18 protein-coding genes are annotated in these 23,656 nt (G+C 73.1%); 7 read left to right on the top strand and 11 right to left on the bottom strand.

Annotation, left to right across the window (positions count from 1 at the left end):
• Window positions 1-3: 3 nt before the first annotated feature.
• The 3 genes from CG736_RS31035 to CG736_RS31025 all read right to left on the bottom strand — a co-directional run bounded on the left by CG736_RS31035 (window position 4) and on the right by CG736_RS31025 (window position 3,476).
• Window positions 4-1,515 (bottom strand): sugar transferase, encoded by a 1,512-nt coding sequence (locus CG736_RS31035; protein ID WP_232734295.1) that lies wholly within the window; start codon window positions 1,513-1,515, stop codon window positions 4-6.
• 235 nt (window positions 1,516-1,750) lie between these two features.
• Entirely contained in the window at window positions 1,751-2,914 is a 1,164-nt protein-coding gene (locus CG736_RS31030; protein ID WP_100589468.1) for a glycosyltransferase, read from the bottom strand.
• A 121-nt stretch (window positions 2,915-3,035) separates the two neighbouring features.
• Window positions 3,036-3,476: an SRPBCC family protein gene (locus CG736_RS31025; RefSeq protein ID WP_100589467.1), complete on the bottom strand. Its 441-nt coding sequence runs from the start codon at window positions 3,474-3,476 to the stop codon at window positions 3,036-3,038.
• A 129-nt stretch (window positions 3,477-3,605) separates the two neighbouring features.
• Here CG736_RS31025 and CG736_RS31020 point away from each other — a divergent pair, with 129 nt between their 5' ends.
• Complete coding sequence (locus tag CG736_RS31020) at window positions 3,606-4,508, top strand: HipA family kinase (protein ID WP_100589466.1); 903 nt, start codon at window positions 3,606-3,608, stop codon at window positions 4,506-4,508.
• A gap of 1,139 nt (window positions 4,509-5,647) precedes the next feature.
• On the opposite strand, the gene CG736_RS31015 is transcribed toward CG736_RS31020, so the two are convergent.
• The 6 genes from CG736_RS31015 to CG736_RS30990 all read right to left on the bottom strand — a co-directional run bounded on the left by CG736_RS31015 (window position 5,648) and on the right by CG736_RS30990 (window position 14,034).
• On the bottom strand, window positions 5,648-7,135 hold the full coding sequence (locus CG736_RS31015) for a S8 family serine peptidase (RefSeq protein WP_100589465.1): 1,488 nt from the start codon (window positions 7,133-7,135) through the stop codon (window positions 5,648-5,650).
• Window positions 7,136-7,329: 194 nt separating this feature from the next.
• Entirely contained in the window at window positions 7,330-10,239 is a 2,910-nt protein-coding gene (locus CG736_RS31010; RefSeq protein ID WP_100589464.1) for a glycoside hydrolase family 48 protein, read from the bottom strand.
• 185 nt (window positions 10,240-10,424) lie between these two features.
• Complete coding sequence (locus tag CG736_RS31005; protein WP_100589463.1) at window positions 10,425-10,838, bottom strand: hypothetical protein; 414 nt, start codon at window positions 10,836-10,838, stop codon at window positions 10,425-10,427.
• Window positions 10,839-10,929: 91 nt separating this feature from the next.
• Window positions 10,930-12,096 (bottom strand): damage-control phosphatase ARMT1 family protein, encoded by a 1,167-nt coding sequence (locus CG736_RS31000; RefSeq protein ID WP_232734294.1) that lies wholly within the window; start codon window positions 12,094-12,096, stop codon window positions 10,930-10,932.
• 66 nt (window positions 12,097-12,162) lie between these two features.
• Window positions 12,163-13,440 carry a VanZ family protein gene (locus CG736_RS30995; protein WP_100589461.1) on the bottom strand — a complete coding sequence of 426 codons (1,278 nt, stop codon included), beginning with the start codon at window positions 13,438-13,440 and terminating at the stop codon, window positions 12,163-12,165.
• A 33-nt stretch (window positions 13,441-13,473) separates the two neighbouring features.
• Entirely contained in the window at window positions 13,474-14,034 is a 561-nt protein-coding gene (locus CG736_RS30990) for a GNAT family N-acetyltransferase (protein WP_100589460.1), read from the bottom strand.
• Window positions 14,035-14,210: 176 nt separating this feature from the next.
• On the opposite strand from CG736_RS30990, the gene CG736_RS30985 reads away from it, so the two are divergent.
• From CG736_RS30985 to CG736_RS30975, 3 genes are all read left to right on the top strand, one after another.
• Window positions 14,211-14,840 (top strand): hypothetical protein, encoded by a 630-nt coding sequence (locus tag CG736_RS30985; RefSeq protein WP_100589459.1) that lies wholly within the window; start codon window positions 14,211-14,213, stop codon window positions 14,838-14,840.
• Between the two features lie 167 nt (window positions 14,841-15,007).
• Window positions 15,008-15,544: a SigE family RNA polymerase sigma factor gene (locus CG736_RS30980; protein WP_100589458.1), complete on the top strand. Its 537-nt coding sequence runs from the start codon at window positions 15,008-15,010 to the stop codon at window positions 15,542-15,544.
• Between the two features lie 58 nt (window positions 15,545-15,602).
• Window positions 15,603-16,805: a hypothetical protein gene (locus CG736_RS30975; RefSeq protein WP_100589457.1), complete on the top strand. Its 1,203-nt coding sequence runs from the start codon at window positions 15,603-15,605 to the stop codon at window positions 16,803-16,805.
• A 223-nt stretch (window positions 16,806-17,028) separates the two neighbouring features.
• Here CG736_RS30975 and CG736_RS30970 read toward each other — a convergent pair whose 3' ends face one another.
• Window positions 17,029-18,339 (bottom strand): glutamine synthetase family protein, encoded by a 1,311-nt coding sequence (locus tag CG736_RS30970; protein ID WP_100589456.1) that lies wholly within the window; start codon window positions 18,337-18,339, stop codon window positions 17,029-17,031.
• A 203-nt stretch (window positions 18,340-18,542) separates the two neighbouring features.
• Between CG736_RS30970 and CG736_RS30965 the strand changes: the two genes are divergently transcribed.
• Together CG736_RS30965 and CG736_RS30960 are read left to right on the top strand one after the other, a co-directional pair.
• A complete protein-coding gene (locus CG736_RS30965; RefSeq protein WP_100589455.1) occupies window positions 18,543-19,178 on the top strand; it encodes a TetR/AcrR family transcriptional regulator in 636 nt (211 codons plus the stop codon).
• Window positions 19,179-19,302: 124 nt separating this feature from the next.
• Window positions 19,303-20,790, top strand: a complete 1,488-nt coding sequence (locus tag CG736_RS30960; RefSeq protein WP_100589454.1) for an MFS transporter — start codon at window positions 19,303-19,305, stop codon at window positions 20,788-20,790.
• Between the two features lie 64 nt (window positions 20,791-20,854).
• Here the strand turns inward: CG736_RS30960 and CG736_RS30955 are convergent, their stop codons facing one another.
• Window positions 20,855-21,436, bottom strand: coding sequence for a Uma2 family endonuclease (locus CG736_RS30955; protein WP_100589520.1), 582 nt, complete (start codon window positions 21,434-21,436; stop codon window positions 20,855-20,857).
• Between the two features lie 384 nt (window positions 21,437-21,820).
• Between CG736_RS30955 and CG736_RS30950 the strand changes: the two genes are divergently transcribed.
• Complete coding sequence (locus CG736_RS30950; RefSeq protein WP_100589453.1) at window positions 21,821-23,596, top strand: 3-hydroxyacyl-CoA dehydrogenase family protein; 1,776 nt, start codon at window positions 21,821-21,823, stop codon at window positions 23,594-23,596.
• Window positions 23,597-23,656 lie beyond the last annotated feature (60 nt).

Below are 23,656 nucleotides of genomic sequence, written 5' to 3'. Positions count from 1 at the left end.
GGTTCAGCTCCCGTCCGGGCGGACCACCAGGGCGGCGGTGCGCAGCAGGATCTTGGCGTCCTGCCACAGCGTCCAGCCCTCGATGTAGCGGTTGTCGAAGCGGGCCCGGTCCTCGATGGAGGTGTCCCCGCGCAGGCCGTTGACCTGGGCCAGGCCGGTGAGCCCGACCGGGACGCGGTGCCGGTCGGCGTACTCGGGATAGGCCTGGCCGAACCGCAGGACGAAGTAGGGGCGTTCGGGGCGCGGGCCGACCAGGCTCATGTCGCCGCGGAGCACGTTCCACAGCTGCGGGAGCTCGTCCAGCGAGGCCTTGCGCAGGAACTTGCCGACGGTGCCCATCCGGTGGTCCTGCGCGATGTTCCAGCGGGTGGCCGACTCGTGCTCGTTGCTGGGGCGCAGGGTGCGGAACTTGAGGAGGGTGAACACCCGGCCGTCGAGCCCGGTGCGCTGCTGGCGGAACAGCACGCCCGGGCCGGTCTCCCAGCGCACCGCGAGGGCGCAGGCGGCCAGCACCGGGGAGAGCAGCAGCAGGCCGAGGCCGGCCGCCGCGATGTCGAAGCCGCGCTTGACCACCCAGCCGTGCCGGCGCATCGCGGGGGCGCCGAGCCGCAGGCAGGGGAAGCCCCACAGGTGGTCGCCGGCGCCCTGCACCGAGTCGAACTCGCGCAGGCCGGGCAGCAGCCAGACCTGGCAGCCGAGCCGGGCGGCCTGCCGCAGCGCGGCCAGCGTGTCCGCGTCGTCGGCGGAGCCGCCGGTGGCCAGCACGTGGTGGACGCGGTAGCGGCGCAGGACCCGGCCGAGCACCTCGCGGCCGCCGAGCACCGGCAGTGGGCTGCCGGGGGGCAGCAGCAGCGGGTCGGCGTCGAGGTAGCCGACCGGCCGCAGGCCGTACTCGGGGCGGGCGGCGAGCACCTCGGCGATCCGCTGGCCGAGTTCGCCGGCGCCGAGGATCAGCACCGGGCTGGGGCGGCGGCGGCGGGCCCGGCGGGTGCGGTGGTGGACGTAGGCGCGGCCGAGGGCGGCGAGCGGGAGCATCAGGAGCAGCAGGGCGAGCAGCCGCAGCGGGCCGGTCGCGCCGTGGTCGTTCCAGTGGCCGGTCAGGCAGGCGTCGGCGGTGACGGCGAAGGCCGTGGCGACGGCGGCGCGGGCGGCCAGGGCGGGGAACTCGTCGAGGACGGAGAGGCTGAGCCGGCTGCGGTAGAGGCCGCCGGCCAGGTTGAGCGGGAGCAGGGCGGGCAGCAGCAGGAGCGCGGTGACGGTGGGCCGGGCGGTGGCTGGGGCGGTGGCGGCGGCCGCCAGCGCGACGGCCAGGGTGTCGGCGCCGGCGAGCGCGAGCGGCAGGGCGGCCCGAGAGTGCAGCCGGCCGCGGTGGCGGCCGACCGCGGTCGAGGTCCGGGGTGGCAGCGCCCGCGTGCTCGGCCGGTCGAGCAGTCCCGCGCCGTGACGGTTGCCGTGGCGGCCGGAGGCCTCCAGCATGGAGGCCGGCCGCGACACACTCTCGTGGTCAATGCTCATCAGCGCACGAACTCCCCTGCTGTGAAGCCGTTCCAGGCAAGCACCTGCGGCCGAGAAGCGCGGTCGACCATTTCCCTGGAGAAAAATGGGACGAAGCAGGCAGAATCAGACATTACCGAACGCCTTTACCAGAACAGGCAGCTGACATGCCATTTCATTCCACCCGCCTAATAATCCGACCCTCAGGAGAGAAGGCCGCCCCGATGCGGGCGGCCGTTCACGGCCTGACAAACGATCAGAACCGCTGCGGGACACGGGATGTGCGGCCCACCGGGACCACCCGGCTCCGAACAATAGTCCGGTAAATTGCCGCCACCTGCGAGATTACTTGCCGGATATCGTGATGATCTGCCACGTGCGCCCGGGCCAGAACACCGCGCCGTTCGCATTCGATCCGATCCGAGAGGAATTCGACCAGCCGTTCGCCCATCGCACGGGGATTCTCCGGCGGCACCACCGAACGGCCCCGCTCGCCGGGCGGCAGGCACTCCCGCGCCCCCGCCACATCGGTCAGCAGCACCGGCCGCCCGCAGGCCATCGCCTCCAGCGGCGCCAGCGCCATTCCCTCCCAGCGCGAGGGCAGCACCGCCAGGTCGGCGGCCGCCAGCCACAGCCGCGGATCCGCCACGTCGCCCTCCAGTCGCACCCCGGACGGCACGGGCAGCGCCCGCACCCGGCGGGCCAGCGCCTCCGCGTCCGGGCCGCCGCCGACCAGCACCAGCCGGGCCGCCGGCAGCCGCCGCTGCGCCTGCTCCCAGGCGTCCAGCAGCACGTCCTGGCCCTTCTGCCGGCACAGCCGGCCGACGCACACCGCCAGCGGGGCGGACTGCTCCAGGCCCAGGGCCATCCGGGCGGACCGCCGGGACGCCGGGTCGGCGGGCGTGAAGTGCGCCAGGTCCACGCCGTTGGGCACCACCCGCCAGTCCGCGACCAGCCCGGCCGCCACGCCGTCCGCCCGCTCCTGCTCGCTGACGCACAGCAGGGTGCGGGACCACCGGGTGGCGTACTGCTCCCAGCGCAGACCGACCGTGGCGAGGACGCCCTCGACGGCGGCGAACGACCAGGCGTGCGGCTGGAACACGGTGGGCACGGCGCCGCGGGCGGCCAGCCGGCCGGCCAGCCCGGCCTTCGCGCTGTGCAGGTGCAGCACGTCCGGGCGGGCGGAGCGGAGGATCCGGCGCAGCCGCCAGGCCTCGCCGACGGCGCCCGGCCCGGGTGGGCGTTCGGCGGGCCAGTCCAGCACCCGGGCGCCGACGGCGGCGGCCTCGTGGGCGAGCCGGCCGCCGGGCGGGCAGGCCACCAGGACCCGGCAGCCGGCCGCGCGCTGACCGCGCACCAGGTCGACCACTACCCGGGCCACGCCGCCGTCGACCGGTTGGGAGACATGAAGGATCGTCATCTGCACGGCCCGGAGCCTAAGTTGGCAGCCACCGGCGGGCCGGGGTCGCTTCACCCTTCCCGGGGACGCAGAACACCCGCACGGCTGATCAGCCGTACGGGTGTCCGAATCGCCGGGCGGTTCAGCCGAGTTCGGCCGCCAGGTTGGCCAGCACCTGGTCGTGGATCCGGTTCAGGCCCTTGGGGGCGAAGGTGCGCTCGAAGAAGCCGCCGATGCCGGTCGCGCCGGTCCAGGTCGCATCCACGGTGACCTTGCTGCCGGTCTGGCCGTTGGCCGCGACCGTCCAGGTGATCACCATCGAGGAGTTGGCGTCGGTCTCCACCAGGGTGTCCGGGCTCGGCGCGGTCACCGTGAACAGGCAGTCCCGGACCCGCTTCTCGGTGGCCTGGAGCTTCCAGTGCACCTGGGTGCCCGCGCCGGTGCCGCCGGCCCGCACCTCGTACTCGCTGTACTGCGCGGGCAGCAGCTTCGGCCGGGTCACCGTGTAGTCGGCCAGCGCCTCGTACACCCGGGCCGGGTCGGCCCCGTACGTCCGCTCAGTGGTGGCGTGCACCTTGCCCATCTGTTCACTTCTCCTCGGTCCGGTCATCTGCGCATCTGCACTCGACGTCGCGGCCAAGCCAACCATCGCCGTCGGCCCCCGCCAAACCGGGAAACGGGCGGGTCTCCGGCCAGGCGTTAGGGTGGGCGGATGCTCGATGAGGTGACGGCGCTGCGGTACGTCGATCCGCTGCGCGCGGGCGGCTCGGTGCCCGGGGTGGTGGAGACCGACGACCTGGGCACGTACGTGGTGAAGTTCACCGGTGCGGCGCAGGGCGTCAAGGCGCTGGTGGCCGAGGTGATCGTCGGCGAGCTGGCCCGGCGGCTCGGGCTGCGGGTGCCGCCGCTGGTGCTGGTGGACTTCGACCCGGCCGTGGCTGCGGACGAGCCCGACCAGGAGATCCAGGACCTGCTGAAGGCCAGCGCGGGCCGCAACCTGGGCATGGACCTGCTGCCGGGCGCCCGGGACTTCAAGCCCGGGATGATCGAGGTCTCCCCCGCCGAGGCTGGCCGGGTGGTCTGGCTGGACGCGCTGACCGGCAACGTCGACCGCAGCGTGCACAACCCGAACCTGATGGTCTGGCACGGCAGGCTCTGGCTGATCGACAATGGCGCCGGGCTGATCTTCCACCACCGCTGGTCCTCGGCGCACGCCTCGGTGCACAAGCGCTACGACCTCAGCGGCCACGCACTGGGCGGCTACGGCCCCGACCTGGCCGCCGCGGACGCCGAGCTGGCGCCCCTGGTGACACCCGAACTGCTCGCCGAGGTCGCCGCGTTGGTGCCGGACGCCTGGCTGGCCGACGAGCCGGGCTTCGACTCCCCGGCCGCCGTCCGGGCCGCGTACGTGCAGCACCTGGCCGCCCGAGTCACGAACTCCGCGGCCTGGCTGCCGGAGGGGTTCGCCACCCCGGAACAGATCCGAGCCGCCGAGGAGCGGGCCGCGGCAGCCCGCACGGCGGCCCGTCCGGCCTGGTTGAAGCAGGTGCCGAACCGGGCCGGCCTGGCCTCCGTAGAGTCCGACTGGTCCCGGCACGTCGGCAACGAGGACTGACCTGCGGTCGGCTACGCGACACCGCCGGGCACCGACAACCAGGAACCGCCGACACCCGGCCGATCAAGTGCGTGGCAACGACCGGTGGTTGCTGCCACGTTGAACCGATCCCGGAACACCGACGAAACCTGACCCACGACCAGCTGCACCACGATCCACACCACCGGCCCGCGGGCCCACCGAACCGACCTACGGCCGACTGCACGACACCGCCGGACAGACAGCCAGAACCCACCGACGCCCAGCCGATCAAGTGCGTGGCAACGACCAGTGGTTGCTGCCACGTTGAACCGATCCCGGAATACCGACAAAACCTGACCCACGACCGACTACGCCACGATCCACACCACCGGCCCGCGGCCCGCCGAGCAGCAGCAGTGAGCTTGACGGCCCGCCACCGGCCAGGCGGCAGCGAAATCGTCGGCCCACCAACAGCAGCAACGCACCCAACGACCGCCCAGCCGACCAAGCCATCTCTCAACTCCGCCAAACACCCACAGCCTTGGCAGCGACGAGGCCAACGGCCCGCCACCGGCAGGCAGCCGCGAAGCGGTCGGCCCACCAACGACCGCAATACGTCCGACGCTCGGCCAGCCGATCAGGTCGTCTCAGCTCCGCCAGGCGTCCGCAGCCTTAGCAGCGATGAGATCAACGGCCCGCCAACGGCCAGGCGGCCGCGAAACCGTCGGCCCACCAACGGCCGTACTGTGTCCGACGACCGCCCGGCCGACCAAGCCGTTCCCAACTCCGCCAGGCGTCCGCAGCCTTGACAGCGACGAGGCCAACGGCCCGCCACCGGCCAGGCGGCCGCGAAACCCTCGGCCCACCAACAGCCGCAACGCACCCAACGACCGCCCGGCCGACCAAGCCGTTCCCAACTCCGCCAGGCGTCCGCAGCCTTGACAGCGACGAGGCCAACGGCCCGCCACCGGCCAGGCAGCCGCGAAACCCTCGGCCCACCAACAGCCGCAACGCACCCAACGACCGCCCGGCCGACCAAGCCGTTCCCAACTCCGCCAAACACCCACAGCCTTGACAGCGACGAGATCAACGGCCCGCCACCGGCCAGGCGGCGGCGGAGCCGTCGGCCCATCATCGGCCGTACTGCGTCCGACGACCGCCCGGCCGGTCAGGTCGTGTCAGTTCCGCCAGGCGTCCGCGGCCTTGGCGGCGTTGACCACGCCCGCCCCGTAGAAGCCGTTGTTGGCCAGGGTGCCCTCGCAGGTGGCCTGGTAGGCGCCGGTGCCGCCGGGGTTGAACACGCCGGTCGGGCAGGCGTGCGGGTCGGCCTGCTTCACCAGCAGGCTGCGCAGCTGCTCGGCGTTGGCCCCCGGGTGGGTGGAGGCGAGCAGCGCGAGGACGCCGGCCACGTGCGGGGAGGCCATCGAGGTGCCCGACATGTAGCCGTACTTGTTGCCGGGGAGGGTGGAGAGGATCCCGCCACGGCGGTCGGGGGTGTCGGGCGCCTGGAAGGCGGTGGCGTCGCCGCCGGGGGCGGAGACCGCGACCTTGTTCAGGCCGTAGCTGGAGAAGTAGGACTTGTCGCCCTTGGCGCCGATCGCCGAGACCGCGATCACGCCCGGCAGCTCGGCGGGCAGGTCGAGGCAGCTGGCGTCGATCGGCCGGCCGCCGGGGGTGGTGTCGTCGGGGCTGCTGACGTCGACGGTCTTGTGCGCCAGGTCGATGTTCTCGTTGCCCGCGGCGGCGACGTTCAGCACCCCGCCCCGGCGGGAGTAGTCGACGGCCCGGCGGACGGCCTCGCTGACCGCGCCCTGGTCGGGGTCGCCCGCGCAGTTGAACATCCACGGGTCCACGTAGTAGCTGTTGTTGGTGAGGGTGAAGTGGTGCTCGGCGGCCCAGACGAAGCCGCAGATCGCGTACTCGGGGTAGATGAATCCGCCGTTGTCGACCACCTTCACGGCGGCCACCCGAACGCCGGGGGCGATGCCCTCGATGCCCTTGCCGTTCTTGGCGGCGGCGATGGTGCCGGCCACGTGGGTGCCGTGGCTGCTGCTGGTGGGCTGCCAGGACTGCCAGCTGGTGTCGGGGCGGCCGCTGAGGCAGGACGCGGAGAGCGCCGGGTCGACGGCGGCGGCCAGGTCCTCGTGGGTGGCGTCGATGCCGGAGTCGAGCACGCCGACCACCACGTCGCGGTTGCCGAGGGCGGACTTGTGCGCCTGGTCGACGCCGATCTGCCGCATGTCCCACTGGTTGGCCCAGAGCGGCTCGTTGCCGTCGGCGGCGGCGGTGGGCACCGCGGTCTCCTCGACGGTGGACTCGACGTCGGCGGCCTGGATCCCGGCGGTGCGGCTGGCGCCGACCGAGTCGATGGTCTTCGACTGGCGGAGCCGGGCAGCGAAGCCGGGGTCACCCGAGCGGGCGATCACCACGCCTATCTGCTCGTAGGAGGCGACCACGCTGCCGCCGGCCGCCTCGATCTCGCGCTCGGCCTTCTTGGTCTGCCCGTGGTTGGCCTTGGTGTTCACCACGTAGTTCATCGGCTGCCCGGTGGCGGCCGGGGTGGCCGCCACGGCCGCGCCTGCCGCGGGTCCGGCGAGGGCGCCGGCCGTGACCAGTGCGAGACCTGCGGCGAGGAGTGCGGAGCGGCGGATCCGGGGAACGCTCATAGGGGTTGACCCTTCCGGCTGGCGGCGGACGCGATCGAGGGTGATCGAAGGCGCGCGAATGGCCGGGAGACTATTCATCCCATATGACAAAAATCAAGAGGTAGTAAAACAATCGGCCTAGAGCGGACGAGTGCCCGGTCCGCTGTCGGTCGGACCGGGCACTCGGGCTGCGGGGCGGTGCCGCCGGCGTTCGGTCAGCCGCCGAACAGCTCGCCGTAGGCGGCCATCGCCGTGGCGATGTCGGCCTGCGCCCAGAACCGGTGGTACGTGAAGGTCGGCGCCGCACCGCCGTTCAGGTAGCTCTGCACCTTCGCGAACGACGGGTCGTTCCGGTACCAGGACCGGATCGACAGGAAGGTCGAACTCCCGTTGATCGCATCACCGTTGGGCATGGTGCCGGTCCAACCGCCGGGCACCGACACCGAGTCCTTGAACCGGCTGTAGTCGGTGCGGGTCTCCGGCACCGAGATGCCCAGCGTGTCCTGGTTGTTGGCCCACATGCCGTCCAGCAGCTTCTGCGCGGCGGTCTTCGCCGCCGCGTTGCCGGACTTGGCCGCGTAGTAGGACAGCAGCTTGGCGTACGAGCCGGCCACCCCGACGTCGTTGGTGAAGTCGACCACGCTCACGTGCAGACCGGTGTTGGCGCCCGGCGAGGTGGCGTTCCAGCTGTCCGGCTTGCCGCTCCAGGCCAGCGTGGACGGGATCCTGAAGCTGCCGTCGGCGTTGAAGGTGGTCTGGGACAGCGCCCAGGTCACCCACTTGTCCAGGATGGCCTTGGCCCTGGTGTCGCCGCTCGACCAGTAGTACTCGGCCATCCGCTCCAGGCCCCAGGCCTGGAAGCCGAACCACTGGTTGGACGGCGGGTCGTGGTAGACCGGCGCCTCGTCGTAGAACATCCCGTAGAAGGTCGGGGTGCCGGCCGGCGGGGTGTCGTAGCTGCCGTTCCAACTGTTGGTGGCACCGCCCGCGATGGCGCCCTCGCTGGACTGCAGCCACTGGGTGAACTCGACCTGGCGGGCCATCGAGGTGGTCCAGTCGGTCTTGCCGGTGCTCGACCTCGGCGCCATCGCCGGGTCGTTGACCAGCGCGTACGCGGCCATCGGGTTCTGGTAGCCGCCGTGCGCCGCGCTGTCGCCGATCCGCCAGGCCCAGCCGGCCGAGGTGTCGGTGGCGCCGCCCCAGGCGTAGTACCAGGACAGCAGGTAGTGCTCGGAGCTCTTGCCGCTGCCGGCCGCGCAGGCGGTCGGGCCGACGCAGTTGCCGATCTTCTTGAAGTACTTGTCGAAGAACGAGTACCGCAGGTAGTCGCCCATCTTGCCGGCCTTGGCCACCGTGGTCGCCACCTGCGCGGCGTTGCCCTGCGCCTTGGCCCAGGTGTCGGCCCAGTACGCGGCCTGGATGGCACGGGCGTCGGCGTCCGGCGCGTCGGTGTACTTCCACTGCTTGGCGTAGGAGCTGTCCTTGATGAACAGGTCCAGGTAGCCGTTCTTGCCGCCGTAGGCGAACTTGTCGCAGGTCGGCTGCGGGATCGTCTCCCACACCGACTCCTGCGCGCCGCGCTGGTAGGTGTTGATGAACGACGGTCCGGTGTCGGTCGGCCCGGCCTCGCACTTGCCGGGCGCGTTGCCGTAGCCGTACACGTTGTCGACGTCCTGCAGCCAGTGCATGCCGTAGACGTCGTCGGTGCCGTACGCGCTCTTCAGCTCCGCGGCGATCGGGTCGTTGCCCGGGGTGACGGCGGAGTCCATCGCCGACGGGTAGTCGCTCGGCAGCGGGTGCTCGGGCGCGTAGGTGGCCGGCTTGGACGCGTTGTACGCCGAGTTGGTGGGCTGGTCGGCGTGACCCGGGATCATGTACGTCTCCATGAGCGTCCACGCCGAGTTGAACTTCGACCAGTCCTTGGTCACCCGCCCGTACTGGGCCTCCAGCCACAGCAGGTACGAGTACGCCTCCGAGGTGGTCTCGTGCCCCTGGTCGGGGGCCTCCACCAGCAGGGTCTCCACCGAGTGGTACGGGATGCCCTCCGGCGAGAAGTACCCGTTCGCCGGGTCCTTGATCTTGTTGTACAGCTGCAGGAACCGGTCGTTGTACACCCCGGACGCGGCGGCCAGTTCGGTCACCGTCACCGCCGAGGAGGTGTAGCCGGTGGCGGCCGAGGTGAACGTCGCCGCACCGGTGGAGGAGGCGTCGGCGGTGAGCATGACGGTCTGCGCGGTGGACCAGTTGCTCGGCGTGAAGGTCAGCGTCCCGCCGGAACTGACGGACAGTCCGGTGTTGCCCGACGTCCGGGTGGTGGTGACGGTGACGTTCGCGCTCGGCTGGCTGCTCAGCTTCACCGTGAAGCTGCCGGTCTTCCCCTGGTTGACCGACAGCGTCACCGGAGTGGCGGTGACGGCCGGCCCCGCCGCCACCGTGATGCCCGCCGGGGTCGACTCGCTGCTCGCCCCGAGACTGTCGTACGCCTTCGCGTACACCGAGTGGCTGCCGCTCGCTGCGCCCGTCCAACTGAAGCCGTACGGGGCGGTGGTGGCGGTGCCGAGCAGCGTGGTGTTGTCGTAGAACTCGACCTTCGCGATGCTCGCGCCGTCCGCCGCGCCCGCCGTCGCGGAGAGCGGGATCACCGCGCCCGCCTGGTAGGTGGCGCCCGGGGCGGGGCTGGTCAGCGTGGTGGTCGGGGCCGCGTGGGCCCCCGTGCAGCTGGTCCCGTTGACCGCGAACGCGGTGGGGGCCGCGTTGCTGCCGCTGTACGAGAAGTTGGCGCCCGCACTGACCGAACCACCGGCCGGGATCGTCCCGTTCCAGTCGGCGTTCACCACCGTGACGTTCTTCCCGGACTGGCTCCAGGTGCCGCTCCAACCCGCCCCGGAGAGCGTCTGGTTGCCGGCGTACGAGTAGGTGAGCGTCCAGCCGTTGAGCGCGGCGGCGCCCTTGTTGTTGATCGCCAGGTTCGCGGTGAACCCGCTGCCCCAGTCGTTGACGGTGTAGTCCACCGAACACTGGACGGCGGCGGCCGACGCGGGCACCGCCACGGCGGTGGACAGGCCGGCCGTGAGCAGCAGCAGGGCGGCGCTCAGCGCCGTGGCCCGGTTGCGGGGTGGAGACATGACGGCTCCTCGGGTGGGGGGAGGTGGTGGGAGCGCTCCCAAATATCGGGAGGGGTGCGCGCGGTGTCAAGGGAGTGCGCAGCCAGGAGAGGTATCAACCCCCTTGCAGCAACGCAAAATTGGGCGTCAGCCGGTGGGAGCGCACCCGATCCGCCGATCCGCCGCTGCCACCGGCGACGTGAAACTTACGCCCGCCCGGCCAGCGCCCGCGCCACCCGCCCGCGCAACCGCGCCGAGGCCCCGGCCGACTCCCCCAGCGCCCGCACCCGCTCGACCGGCACCTCGGGCCGCCGCGCCAGCGCGACCGCGGCCGCGTACGGCCGCTCCCCCGCCGCGAGGAGTTCGGCCACCGCCGCGAGCACGGCGTGCAGCACCGGGTCGTCCGCACCGGGGTGCTCGGCCGGCAGCCACAGCAGCCGATTGTCGTTCCACGCCGAGTGCCGGACTCCGGCCAGCTGCGTCAGCGTGTCCGGCGGGGTGTGCGGGTTGGCGGCGAGCGCCTGGTCGATGAAGGGCAGGCCGGTGCTCGCGAGCGCGCGCAGCGCGGCCGGGTCGCTCGCGGCGCGGGCGGCGGCCAGGTGATCGGCGGGCGTGGGCACGGGTTCGGACTCCTCGGGGCGGTCGGACCCGCATGGTCTCAGCCCCCGCCGACCGGCCACCACGGCATTTCGCGCGCGGCGGCGCTCCCGGCTACGGGCGGGCGGCGACCTGGATCAGGGCGTGGCGGCCGTCGGTGCGCCAGGGGGTGGCGGTGTTGTCGAGGCGGGTGACGGTGGCGGCGGTGAGGCCGACGGCCACCTCCGACTTCAGGGTGCGCAGGGCGGCGACGGGGGACGGGAAGTGGCGGACGGTGTCGCCGAACGGCGTGGTCGGCGGCCGGAGTTGATCGCCGACCAGGCGGCGGTAGTTGAGGTCGCCCTTGAGGATCGTCATCGTCGCGGCGGCGAGCTCGGCGCGGAGGTCGGCCGGCATGGCGTGGAACGGCAGCGGCGCGCAGAAGAACGGGTGGGTGCGGACGACCAGTGCGCCGTCGTTCATGGCGCGCCACAGCCGGCCGCCGATCGCCTCGGCGGCCGGCGTGGGCGCGGTGCGCAGGCGGTCGAGGGCGGCGAGGACGTCGGCCGTCGTCGCGTCGGACACGTAGTACGGCTGCGGCTTCACGTACAGCACGACCTGCGCCGCGAGGCCGCCGGCCAGCAGGTGGTCGATCAGGACCAGGTCCGGCAGCAGCTCCCGGCCGGCGTTGTCCGCGATGACGCAGACCTGCCCGCCGCGGGCCCGTTCCAGCTCGGTCCAGAGCGTCGCACTGTCGTCGGCGACCAGGTCGGCGGCGGCCGTCCCGGTGGCGTCGGCGGTGATCCCGAAGCTGAGGTCCGCGCGGTTGCCCCACAGCGCGGACGACAGCAGCGCCGCCGCCCGGCGGGTCTCCGGCAGGCCGTCGAGCCTGCTCAGCGCGGCCAGTTCGTCGTCCACCGCCGACCCGGCCAACTCGGCGTCCTTGAACGGCGCGAACGGGTCGATGCCCTGCCACGCGCCGGGCCGGAAGTACCCGATGGCCTCCAGCAGCCGCCGGTAGAAGTAGCTCTCCGCCCACAGGAACGGCGCCTCGCTCCAGGGCCGCCCCCACAGGCCCGCTCCCCACTCCCGCCACTGCGCGACGTCCGCGGCCTCCTCCTGCAGCGGCTCCAGCACGCCGCCGGTGCTCTCCTCCAGCAGCCGCTCGACCGCCGCCCGCTCGGCGGGGCCGTACGGCAGCGCGCCGAGGACCTGCCGAACGAGCTCGGGGTGACGCTCGTGGAAGACGCCCCAGGAGAAGGACCCGGGGACGTCGCTGCGGATCACGGGGGCGTTCGACACGGTGGGGCTCGTCTCTTTCGTCGACAGCGGGCGCCGGGCCTGTCCGACAGTACTGCCGACCGGGGCTCAGCCCTGGTGCGCCACCGGTTGACCGGTGACGGCGTCGACGAACTCCACGGTGCCCGACGCCCGGGTCTCGCCGGGCTTGACGAGCTCGACCGCCCAGCAGGGCCGCCACTGCCCGTCGATCTGCTTGGCCACCAGCGACGCGGTGTCCGCGCGGGAGCCGATCAGGGTGGCGACGGCCCGCTGCTCGGCCGCCTCGGCGGTGACGGTGGGGTGCGGGAGCTGGGGATCGGCGTCCCGGCGGGCGGACGACGCCGTGACCCGGCCGGAGGCGGCGACGGTGATGTCGAGCCGCATGGGCATCAGGACGTTGTCGCTGTTGTGGCGGCGGTAGCTGAGCAGGTAGGCGCCGTCGGTCGGGGTGAGGGTGGGGCTCGCGGTCGGCGTCAGGTCGGAGAACCAGGTGGCCGCGAAGTCGGCGCCGGCCTTGAGGATCCGGTCCTGAGTGACGGGCTCCGCCTCGGCCTGGCGGGCGGTCGAGGCGCTGACGAGCAGGCGTCCGCCGGGCCACTCGGCCTGGAACCTGCCGCGATCGGTGACGGCGGCGAGGACCGGCTGGGGCGACACCTTGGGATCGGTGGCCAGACCGACGGACGTGACCCAGGTGCCCGGGCCGAACAGCTGCGTGGCGATCCGCTCCGCCGTCTCGTACCGATCGTGCGAGGAGGGGTCCGAGACGAAGCCCGCCGGGTCGTTGTGCAGCGGCACGTACAGCCAGACGACGACCGCGACGGCCGCGAAACCGGTGCCGGCCGTGCCGAGGGAGTGCAGGGCGTCCCGCCGCCCGGACAACGGCCTGCGGCGGCGCAGCCAGAGCCAGCCGACCGCGACGACCGTGCCGACGACCGCGCCGAGGACGTTGTCGACCAGGTCCGCGGCGTCGCACGAGCGCCCGGTCCCCAGCAGGGTCTGGCAGGTCTCGGTCACGGCGGAGAGCACCGCGCACCCCGCGAGGACGGTCAGCGGTCGGCGCAGGGTCAGCACGCCGAAGAACGCGACCGGCACGTACATGGCGAGGTTCATCAGCCCCTGCTGGGTGACGGCGGTGTCCCACACCCCGGAGCCGATCGAACAGGTCGCCGATCCCCAGCTCCCGCTGTTGGTCGGCGTCAGCGTCGCCGCGGTCTCCCCGGCCAGGGACAGGCCGAGGAGCACCGCCGCGACCGGCGGCCACTGCCGGCGCCGGGCGAGCCGTAAGGCCGTGAACCCGAGGATCAGACCCAGCACGGCGAAGGCGGGGAACAGGGCGGGGGCTGCGGAGAGGGAGGCTTCGATCATCGGTCTTCCAGGAGGTGACGGGGTGGCAGGGGTTCAGTGCGGCGCGGAGGCGCCGTGGCGGGCGGTGAAGTCCTCGGCGAACAGGGCGAGCAGCACCACGTCGGCGGGCCGGCCCCAGAGGAAGGCGTGGCCGCGCAGGCGGCCCTCCTCGGTGAAGCCGAGGTGGCGGTGGAGTTCCAGGGAGGGGTGGTTGTGGGCGAAGACCCGGGCGGTGGCCTTGCGGTAGCGCCGTTCCTCGAACTGGTGGCGGACCACCAGGCGGACGGCCTCGCCGGCGTAGCCGCGGCGGCGGTGCTCGGCGGCGACGGTGATGCCGTACTCGAACCAGCCGTTGCGCGGGTCGGCGCGGTGGACGGCGACCGAGCCCACGGGGGTGCCGTCGGCGCGCGACTCGACGATCAGGGTGTAGGTGTCGCCGGACGGGTCGGCGGTGGCGTGCTCGCGTGCGAAGGTCTGCCAACCCTCGGTGGAGCGCGGCGGGTTGAGCAGGTCGCCGAGGCGCTCCTCCTGCTCGGACAGTCGGGCCAGCAGCGGCCCGTCCCCGGTCTCGACCGCTCGCAGGCGTACTCGTTCGCCCAGCCAGTAACTTGTCATCCGATCTTCGTACCATTCGGGCGAGGGGTACGTCCGGCCGTTCGCGAACCGTCCCGGGTCGGCAAAACGGCCCCCGGGCCGGCACCGGGTGCCTAGAATCGGCGAGCCCGGCGCGCACCGAGCAACATCCGGACGCCTCCGGCCAGTTGACGGCACTTCGAAGCGAGGGGCGGACGATGGCGGCCGAGGAGATACCCGGGGCGCGGGAGGAGCTGCGGCGGCGCGGCGAGCGGCTGTACGCGGAGTTCGCGGCGCTGCTGGAGGCGGTGGCGCCCGGGATGGCGCCGCCGGCGGTGCTGCCGGAGCATCCGGACATCACCGCGTTCGGCAATCCGCTGAGCTTCGGCCACCACCGCCAGGTCGCCTTCGACCGCACCCCGACCGACCCCGACCCGCTGGCCCTGGCCGAGTCCCGACTGGCCGACTGGCAGCGGACGGTGGAGCGCACCGAGACCGGTTCGAAGGTCCTGCACGCGTGGCGGGACGGGATGACGATCCGGCTGCACTTCCACCCGGTGCGCGGCCTGACGCTGGGCCGGGCCGACCTGGAGCCGATGGCGCTGCACCTGCCGGAGGTGTTCGTCCGCCCCGAGCCGCTGCTCGCGCCGGAGGACGTCCGACCGGGCTACGAACTGTGCCCGGAGTGCGAGGGCCTGGGCTGGTGCGATCGCTGCTGGGGCCGCGGTTGGACGATGGGCGGCGTCACCTGGGGCGGCCGGACCGAGGGCCGGGCCCGCTGCGGCGACTGCCACGGCAGCCGGGCCTGCCCGTTCTGCCGCGGCGCGGGCGAGCGCCCGGCCCGCTGAGGTCCGGGCGCTCCGCGTCCGACCGGCAGAAGTCCGACCGCCAGAAGTCCGGTCCGCGGAAGTCCGGCGGCGTCCGGCAGAAATTTCCGCGTCGGCCCCGTGACGCCCCCGGCGGTCCGTTCCGTCTGAAGGGTGACAAGGCACGGAGCCGGGGGAGAACAGCAGACGTGGCAGGAGCAGCAGGGCGCAGCGGCGACCTGGAGTACGCGGAGTTCGCCGCCAACCGGTCCGGCGCGCTGTACCGTTCGGCCTGTCTGCTGACGGGTGGTGACACCCATCTCGCCGAGGACCTGGTGCAGGAGACGCTGAGCCGGATGTACGTGGTGTGGCGTCGACCTGGGCGGTTGTTCGGCGGACGGGCGATCGAGAATCCGGCGGGCTACGCGCAGGGCGTGTTGTACCGGCAGTTCATCGACCATCACCGGCGGCGCAGTTCGACCGAGCGCCCGGTCGCCGAACTGCCGGACCTGCCGGGTCCGCAGGACGACAGCACGCTGCGGATGACGCTGCTCCAGGCGCTGGCCCAGCTGGCGCCGCGGGACCGTGCGGTGCTGGTGCTGCGGTACTGGGAGGACGTCAGTGTCGAGGAGACGGCGGAGATCCTGCGCTGCCGTCCGGGCGCGGTCCGTTCCCAGGCCTCCCGGGCGCTGGCCCGGCTGCGGACCCTGCTGGGCGAGGGCCTGGCCGACCTCGCCCAGCGCTGACGCCCGGTCAGTGCCCGTCCTGTCCTTCCCCTGTTGCCCCCGGAGACGGTGATCACGCATGCCCGCACTGCCCGAGCACGACTTCGAGGACCAGCTCTGCCAGGTCTTCCACGAGACCGGGGAGAGCTTCGTCCCGGACACCCCGCGACTGGCCATGGGCGGCGCGACCCGGGGCCGGCGCCGTCAGCGCCGCCGGCTGGCGCTGGGCGCGGCCGCGGCCGTGCTGGCGGTGAGCGGGCTGGGCGCCGCCGTCCTGCCGTCCGCCCTGCAGACGAACGGCACGGGGCCGGCGGCCTCGCCCGTCCCGTCCCCGCCCGTCAGCGACCCGCCGGACGCCGCCCGGATCCCGCAGGAGGCGCACCTGGCCTCGGCGGTGGCGGAGCGGCTGCCGAAGGGGCTGAGGATCGTCCGCTCGGACGGCTCGACGCAGGGCTCGGCGGCGTTCCCGACGAACCGGGCGTGGGCGGAACTGGTGCTGGACGACGGCCAGGGACAGAGCCTGCTGTCGGTGGGCGTCTTCAATCCCCACCGGGGGGCGATCCAGCCGTGCGACCAGTCCCCGTTCACCGGGCTGGAGTGCCGGCAGACGCCCCAGCCGGACGGCGGCACGGTGGCCGTCATGCGGTACGCCGGGGAAGACGCGAATCCGTGGCGGTTCACCGCCGTCGAGTGGGTCACCGCGGACGGGATGACGATCACCGCCACCTCGCACAACGCGGCCCGCCGGGGGGGCGCCCCGAACCGGCCGGAGCCGCTGCTGAGCGCCGCCGCGCTGTCCTCGCTGGCCACCGATCCCGGCTGGCGCACCATCGCGTCGCAGCTGCTGGCGGTGATGCCGAACTCCACGTCCACCGACGCCTCCGTCCAGCGGCCCGACCTGCTGCCGCCGGGCTTGAAGGTGCTGTCCAGCACCGCCGGCGCCGAGCAGACGGCGACGCTGGCCGACGGGGACCGGACGGTCGTCCTGCGGCTCCAGGAGGAGGCGGCCGACCGGTCGGTGCTGGACTGGTTCGCCGACGCCCCGACGCTGCCGGACGACACCCGCATCCGCAGCGTCGCCAACCGTCCGGTCCCCGGCACTCAGGGCTCCACCGAGACGGTCGTCGACGTGCTGCGCCCCGACGGCCGACGGGTCCGGGTCACGGCGGTCAACCCGGCGGGCGCGGGCAGCCCCGACGCCGGCCGGGCGCCGCTGCTGACCCTCGACCAGTTGACGGCGATCGCCCGCTGCCCGGGCTGGACGGTGCCCGCGCCGGACTGACCCGGCCCGGGTCCGGGGTGGAGCAACGGGACGACAACACGGCCGACCGCGCACGGGCCCGTCCGCACCCCGACGACGACTCCTTCGACGCTGCATGGCACACCGGGCAGCGGATCGGCATGAGGGGCCGACCGCCCCGAGGCCTGTTCCGACCTGGCCCCGCGCGTCCGCGAGGCGCCGGCCCCGCTCGCGCTGCCGGACCGCTCACTCGGCTGACGGGGCGTCAGTACCGGTAGCGGACCGCCTCGATGATCTCCGCCGGGCGGCGGTCCGCGAACCGGGCGATCTCCGCCTCCCGGACGTCGATCACCGCTTGCCACAGCGACTCCCCCATCGCGGCGCGCAGCACCTGGGACTTGCGCAGCGCTTCCACCGCCTGGCCGAGCGTGGCGGGCAGCCGTTCGGCGACGCCGTCGGGGTCGCCGGTGGTCTCGGCGGGCAGTCGCAGCGCGTCGCCGAGGCCGGCCAGGCCGGCGGCCAGCACGCCGCCGACCGCCAGGTAGGGGTTGGCGGCGGCGTCGAAGCACTTGACCTCGGCGTTGGCCTGCTCGGGGGCCGAGCCGGTGATCAGCCGCAGCGCGGCCTCCCGGTTCTCCAGCCCCCAGCAGCGGTGCGGGCCGGACCAGTGGCCGGGCACCAGCCGCAGGTAGCTGGCCACCGACGGGGCGCCGAGCGCGAGCAGTGCGGGCAGTTCGGCCAGCACCCCGGCGAGGAACGCCTCCATCTCCCGGGTGAGGCCGTGCGGGCCGCTGCCGCCGTGGCCCAGGTTCTGGCCGTCGCGCCACAGGCTCAGGTGCAGGTGGCCGCCGTTGCCGACGCCGTCGGCGGCGACCAGCGGCGCGAAGCTCGCGCGCAGCCCGTGCCGCAGCGAGACGGCCTGCACGGTGTGCCGGACCAGCAGGGCGGTGTCGGCGGCCTCGACCGGCCCGCCGGGGGCGACCGACAGTTCGAACTGGCCGTCGCTGTACTCGGGGTGCAGCTGGAGCACCGTCACCTTCTGCTCGCGCAGCGTGCGCAGCAGGTCGCGCAGGTAGTCACTGTTCCCGATCAGGCGGCGCATGCCGTACGCGGGGCCGGCCTCGCCGCCCTCGACGATCCACTCGACCTCGATGCCGGCCTGCACCGTCAGCCCGCGCTCGGCGAGTGCCTCGGCGGTGCGGCGGGCGAACCGGCGCTGGCAGCCCGGGTGCGGCTCGCCCTGCTGGGTCCAGCGGTCGCCGGGGGCCCAGGCCCAGCCGGGCTGGGCGGCGAGCCGGTGCAGGGCGGCCAGGTCGGGCACCAGCCGCAGGTCGCCGACCGGGCTGCCGGACGGGGCGAGCGAGTCGTCGACCAGGAACGCGTCGAAGCAGGGCGCGGCGCCGACGCCCCACCGGGCGGCGCTCTCCAGGCCGCGGACGGGCACGGACTTGACCCGGGTGACGCCGGAGTTGTCGACCCAGCCGACGATCACCCCGTCGACGCCCTCGGCCTCGATCCTGGTGGCGGCCAACCGGGCCTCGGCGGCGCGCTCGGCGCGCGGCTTCACGGTGCTCATGCGCCCATGCTGGCCTGCGGCGATGCGGCGCGCGGGCGACCCCGCCGAGACGTCACTCGTCCGTGCAAACCTGAATGTGACGCAGCTCACATAAAAAGATGAAATTCCGGGGACCGAGTCCCCGTTTGAACCTCTGTCCAAGCAGAACCGGGGAATACCTCCCCACTCTCCGCCGCCCGCCGGTCGAAGGGAGCACCGCACTCATGACCACCGTCGCCGCTCCCCGCCGGCGCGCGGACGCCACCCGCAACCGCGCACTGATCGTCGCCGCGGCCCGCGAGGCCTTCGTCGAGTACGGGGCGATGGCCCCGCTCGACGAGATCGCCCGCCGGGCCGGCGTCGGCAACGCCACGCTCTACCGGAACTTCGCCGACCGCCGCGCCCTGATCCACCAGGTGTCGCTCGCCGTCATCGACCGGATCGTGGCGCACGCGCACGCGGCCACCGCCGAGGAGCCCGACTCCTTCGCCGCGCTGAGCCGCTTCGTGCACGCCGCCGCCGACGAACGGATCGGCGCGCTGTGCTCCCTGCTGTCCGGCACCATCGACCCGAACGACCCCGAACTCGCCGACGCCCGCGCCGAGATTAAGCAGGCCACCGACGACCTGGTGCTCCGCGCGCAGGCCGACGGGCTGCTCCGCGCCGACATCGGGGCCGGCGACATCGTGGTCGCCGTCTCCCAGCTCACCCGACCGCTCCCCGGCACCGCCTGCCTCGACCTGGACCGACTGGTCCACCGGCACCTCCAGCTCCTGCTGGACGGGCTGCGCACCGCCGCCGCCTCGTCCGCGCTGCCCGGCTGTGCCGTGACCCTGGAGGACCTCACGCAGCGCGCCTGACCTTCCTCGCGCTCGACTTCCGCTCCGCACGCACGACTTGCGGCAGACCGCCCGACCGGGCCGGCTGCCGACCGCACGCTTTCGCACGTCTCGTACGCTCTCGCACACACAGGTGGGTACCTCCATGTCCGAAACCCTCCAGCCGGATCCACGTCGCTGGAAGGCCCTGCTCTTCATCGCGCTGGCCCAGCTGATGGTCGTCCTCGACGCCACCGTGGTGAACATCGCCCTCCCGCGCGCCAAGGAAGACCTCGGCTTCGCCGACAGCACCACCCAGTGGGTCATCACGGCCTACGCGCTGGCCTTCGGCGGACTGCTGCTGTTCGGCGGCCGGATCGCCGACCTGTGGGGCCGCCGCCGGACCTTCATGGTCGGCCTGGTCGGCTTCGCCGCGGCCTCCGCGCTCGGCGGCGCGGCCGTCAACACCTCCATGCTGCTCGGCGCCCGCGCCCTGCAGGGCGTGTTCGGCGCGATGCTCGCCCCCGCCGCGCTGTCGCTGCTCGCGGTCATGTTCACCGACGGCAAGGAGCGCGCCAAGGCGTTCGGCATCTTCGGCGCCGTCGCCGGCGGTGGCGGTGCGATCGGCCTGATCCTGGGCGGCGCCCTCACCGAGTACCTGAACTGGCGCTGGACGTTCTTCGTCAACATCCCGTTCGCCGCGGTCGCCCTCGCCGGCGCGATCCTGGTGATCCGCGAGCCCGCCGTCGGCCTCAACCGCAACCGCCTCGACATCCCCGGCGTGCTGCTGGTCACCACCGGCCTGGTCTCCCTGGTCTACGGCTTCACCCGCGCCGAGAGCGAGGGCTGGGGCGACAGCAGCACCATCGGCCTGTTCGTCGCCGCCGCCGTGCTGCTCACCGCGTTCGCGTTCGTCGAGAGCCGGGTCAAGGCCCCGCTGCTGCCGCTGCGCGTCCTCACCGACCGCAACCGCGGCGGTGTCTACCTCTCGCTCGGCATGGCCGTGATCGGCATGTTCGGCCTGTTCCTGTTCCTCACCCTCTACATGCAGGGCGTGCTGGGCTACAAGCCGCTGGTCAACGGTTTCGCCTTCCTCCCGATGGTGGCCGGCATGATCACCGGCTCCACCCAGATCGGCGCCCGCCTGATGACCCGGGTCCCGGCCCGCTACCTGATGGCGCCCGGCTTCCTGGTCGCCTCGCTCGGCCTGCTGATCCTCACCCGGATCGACGTCGGCACCTCGTACTGGCAGATCCTGCCCGGCCTGATCCTGATGGGCCTCGGCATGGGCACCGCCTTCATGCCCGCCATGAGCCTGGCCACCTACGGCGTCCAGCCCCGCGACGCGGGCGTCGCCTCCGCGATGGTCAACACCTCCCAGCAGGTCGGCGGCGCGATCGGCACCGCCCTGCTCAGCACCGTCGCCCACAGCGCCGGCACCGAGTGGGCCAAGTCCCACGCGGCCGCCGCCACCGACCCGAAGCTGTTCGCGCTCCAGGCCCAGGTCCACTCCTACTCCACCGCGATCTGGTGGGCCGTCGGCATCCTGGCCCTGGCCTCCCTCACCGCCTTCACCCTGATCAACGCCGGCAAGCCCGAGCACCACGACTCCGCCGCCGAGATCGAGGACGCCGTCCCGGTCATGGCGCACTGACACCGCAGCACGAACGAACGGCCCCGCCCGGAACCCTCCGGGCGGGGCCGTTCCGCATGCGGAGTCAGCGGCTGAAATCCTTGAGTTCCTCGGTCTCCAGCGTGACGTTCACCGGCTCCGGCAGCTGCACCACGTGCCCGTAGGCCAGCGTCACGACGCTCTCGTAGCGGCCGTGCGAGGGCTCGCTGTGCACCGTCACCGAGCCTTCGTCCCGGTCGACCAGCAGGAACACCGGGATTCCGGTCTCCGCGTACGCCCGCGGCTTCTCCAGGCGGTCGCGACGATTGGCGTCGGCATCGTACGACGTCACCTCGACCACCATCAGCACCCCGGCCGGGTCCGCCCACTCCCCCTGCCCCGCGAAGGTGCGCCGGGGCGCGAGCGAACCGTCCGGCTTGGCCAATCCGTTTCGGTAGCTCGCCACTTGCAGCCCCTGCTCCGGATAGAGCCGCAGGTCCGGGCGCTGGGCCATGCAGCGCTCCAGCAGCCACATGATGATTTCGCCGTGGTCGCCGTCGGGCACCGGCTTGACTCCGATCCTGCCGTTGATGAACTCGAGCACCACCTCTTCCCGCTCCGCCGTTATGGCGATCTCTCTGAACTGGGCGAGTTCCATCTGAGGGCGTTCGGTCGTCATGACAGCCATGGTGTCCTCCTTGGAGAGCTGCGGCCACAGTATGGGCACCTCGACACCCGGCCTGCCGCCAACTCCCCCTTCCTACCCGCCAGTAGCTGGGCTACAGTGTCCGCACGCGCCAGCGCCGGGCTTCGGGAGCCGCACCGGTGGGCTGCGTCTCTTCTCTCGTGTGCGCGTCGGCGTCGCTTCATGATCCTGTCGGAGCGCCTGAGCACCACGGCACTGCCCCTCGACGGAACCGGAGCGGACCGGTCCGTACCGCGGGGTCGCCGCTGTTCTTCTTCCGTTCCCCCTCATTTCTCCCGTGCCGTCGGCACACCCTCCCCTGTCACGCCCGCTGCCCGGGCGGTGGCGGGGGCCGTCGGCGCGGGCCCATGACAAGGAGTCTGGACAATGGAGCGTCCCTTCCCCACTGTTGCCGTGGTCGGCCTGGGCACCATGGGTGCCGGGGTGGCCGTGGCGGTGGCCCGCAGCGGCCGCCGGGTGATCGGCGTGGAGGCCGGTCCGACCCGGGCGGTGCGCGCGCTGGCCCGGATCGAGGCGTCCACCGCCCGGGCGGTGGCCCGCGGGCGGCTGACGGCCGAGGAGCGCACCGCGCTGCTCGCACTGATCGAGGTCGGTGACGACCTGGCCGCGGCCGCGCAGGCGGACCTGGTGATCGAGGAGGTCCCGGAGGACCTGGAGCTCAAGCGTGGCCTGTTCGCCGAGCTGGACCGGATCTGCCCGCCGGAGACGCTGCTGGCGACCGGCACCACCGCGCTGAGCGTGACCCGGATCGCGGCGGCCACCGCCCGCCCGGAGCGGGTGCTGGGGGTGCACTTCTTCAACCCGGTGCACTCGATGAAGCTGGTCGAGGTGGTCCGCACCGTGCTGACGTCCCCCCAGGCGGCCGAGCAGGTCGCCGAGTTGGCCCGGGACCTGGGCAAGGAGCCGGTCGCCGCGGGCGACCGGGCGGGGTTCATCGCCAACGGCCTGCTGTTCGCGTACCTGAACCAGGCGGCGGCGATGTTCGAGTCCCGGTACGCCACCCGGGAGGACATCGACGCGGCGATGCGGCTGGGCTGCGGCCTGCCGATGGGCCCGCTGGCGCTGCTGGACCTGATCGGCGTGGACACCGCCCGCACCGTGCTGGAGGCGATGTACGAGCAGTCGAAGGACCGGCTGCACGCCCCGGCGCCGATCCTCGGCCAGCTGGTCGCGGCGGGCCTGCTGGGCCGCAAGTCGGGCCGCGGTTTCTACACCTACGAGGCCCCGGGTTCGTCGACGCCGGTCGCCGAGGAGGCCGCGGCGGCCGAGGCCCGCCCGGCCGGCCGCGAGGTGCGCAGCGTCGGCGTGTGCGGCAGCGGGACGATGGCGACAGGCATCGTGGAGGTGTTCGCGAAGGCGGGCCTCCCGGTGCTGCTGGCGGCCCGCAGCCAGGAGAAGGCGGAGCGGGCGAAGGCCCAGCTGGCGAAGTCGCTGGAGCGTTCGGTGGCCAAGGGCCGGCTGACCGAGCAGGCCCGGGACGCGGCGCTGGCGCTGGTCACCCCGACCGGCGGCTACCAGGACCTGGCGGACGTGGACCTGGTGGTGGAGGCGGTGGCGGAGGACCTCGCGGTCAAGCGCGAGCTGTTCACCGCCCTGGACCGGATCGTCAAGCCGGGCGCGGTGCTGGCCACCACCACCTCCTCGCTGCCGGTGATCTCCTGCGCGACGGCGACCTCCCGTCCGCAGGACGTGATCGGCATGCACTTCTTCAACCCGGCGCCGGCCATGAAGCTGGTCGAGGTGGTCTCCACGGTGCTGACCGCCGAGGACGTCACGGCGACGGTGCTGGAGCTGTGCGCGAAGGTGCGCAAGCACCCGGTGGAGTGCGGCGACCGGGCCGGTTTCATCGTGAACGCGCTGCTGTTCCCGTACCTGAACGACGCGGTGCGGATGCTGGCGGAGCACTACGCGACGGTGGACGACATCGACACCGCGATGAAGCTGGGCTGCGGCTACCCGATGGGCCCGTTCGAGCTGCTGGACGTGGTGGGCCTGGACGTGTCGCTGACCATCGAGAAGGTGCTGCACCAGGAGTTCCGCGAGCCGGGCCTGGCGGCCGCGCCGCTGCTGGAGCACCTGGTCGCGGCGGGCTGCCTGGGCCGCAAGACCGGTCGCGGTTTCCGCGACCACGCACGGCGATGACCGGCCGTCCGGCGCCCTCGCCGGGCCGTCGGCCGCCGCCCGGCGAGGGCGTCAACCCGG

It is taken from the genome of Kitasatospora sp. CB02891, from assembly GCF_002803145.1.
GTDB classification, from domain to species: Bacteria; Actinomycetota; Actinomycetes; order Streptomycetales; family Streptomycetaceae; genus Kitasatospora; species Kitasatospora griseola.
The sequence above is the reverse complement of the archived record's forward strand: the minus strand, read 5'-3'. Positions and strand labels throughout refer to the sequence as shown.